The sequence below is a fragment of the Paenibacillus rigui genome (genome assembly GCF_002234615.1).
GTDB classification, from domain to species: domain Bacteria; phylum Bacillota; class Bacilli; order Paenibacillales; family NBRC-103111; genus Paenibacillus_S; species Paenibacillus_S rigui.
Genome location: NZ_NMQW01000088.1, coordinates 1 through 723 on the forward strand (window position 1 = coordinate 1; position 723 = coordinate 723).

1 rRNA gene is annotated in these 723 nt (G+C 53.1%); it reads right to left on the minus strand.

The features are described 5' to 3' along the window. A 23S ribosomal RNA gene (locus tag CF651_RS32700) occupies positions 1-698 on the minus strand; the annotation flags it as partial. Positions 699-723 lie beyond the last annotated feature (25 nt).

Sequence of the window (723 nt, forward strand, 5' to 3'; positions counted from 1 at the left end):
TGATACAACGCCCTATTCAGACTCGCTTTCGCTGCGGCTCCGGCTTCTCACCTTAACCTTGCACGGGAACGTAACTCGCCGGTTCATTCTACAAAAGGCACGCCATCACCCATTAACGGGCTCTGACTTCTTGTAAGCACACGGTTTCAGGTTCTATTTCACTCCGCTCCCGCGGTTCTTTTCACCTTTCCCTCACGGTACTGCTTCACTATCGGTCGCTAGGGAGTATTTAGCCTTGGCAGATGGTCCTGCCTGCTTCCCACGAGGTTTCACGTGTCTCGCGGTACTCGGGATCCGTCTAGGGTTTTCGCAAAATTTCGATTACAGGGCTGTTACCTTCTGTGGCCGGCCTTTCCAGACCGCTTCATCTACTCTGCTAAACCCACATTGACGTCCCACAACCCCAAGGGGCAAGCCCCTTGGTTTGGGCTGTTCCGCTTTCGCTCGCCGCTACTGACGGAATCACTCTTGTTTTCTTCTCCTGAGGGTACTTAGATGTTTCAGTTCCCCTCGTATGCCTCCAATGCAGCTATGTATTCACTGCATGGTAACTGAGAATTACCTCAGCTGGGTTCCCCCATTCGGACATCCCCGGATCAAAGCCTGCTTACGGCTCCCCGAGGCATTTCGTCGTTCGCCACGTCCTTCTTCGGCTCCTAGCGCCTAGGCATCCTCCGTGTGCTCTTATTAGCTTAACCAATGCTCGGTCTCTTATACACATTC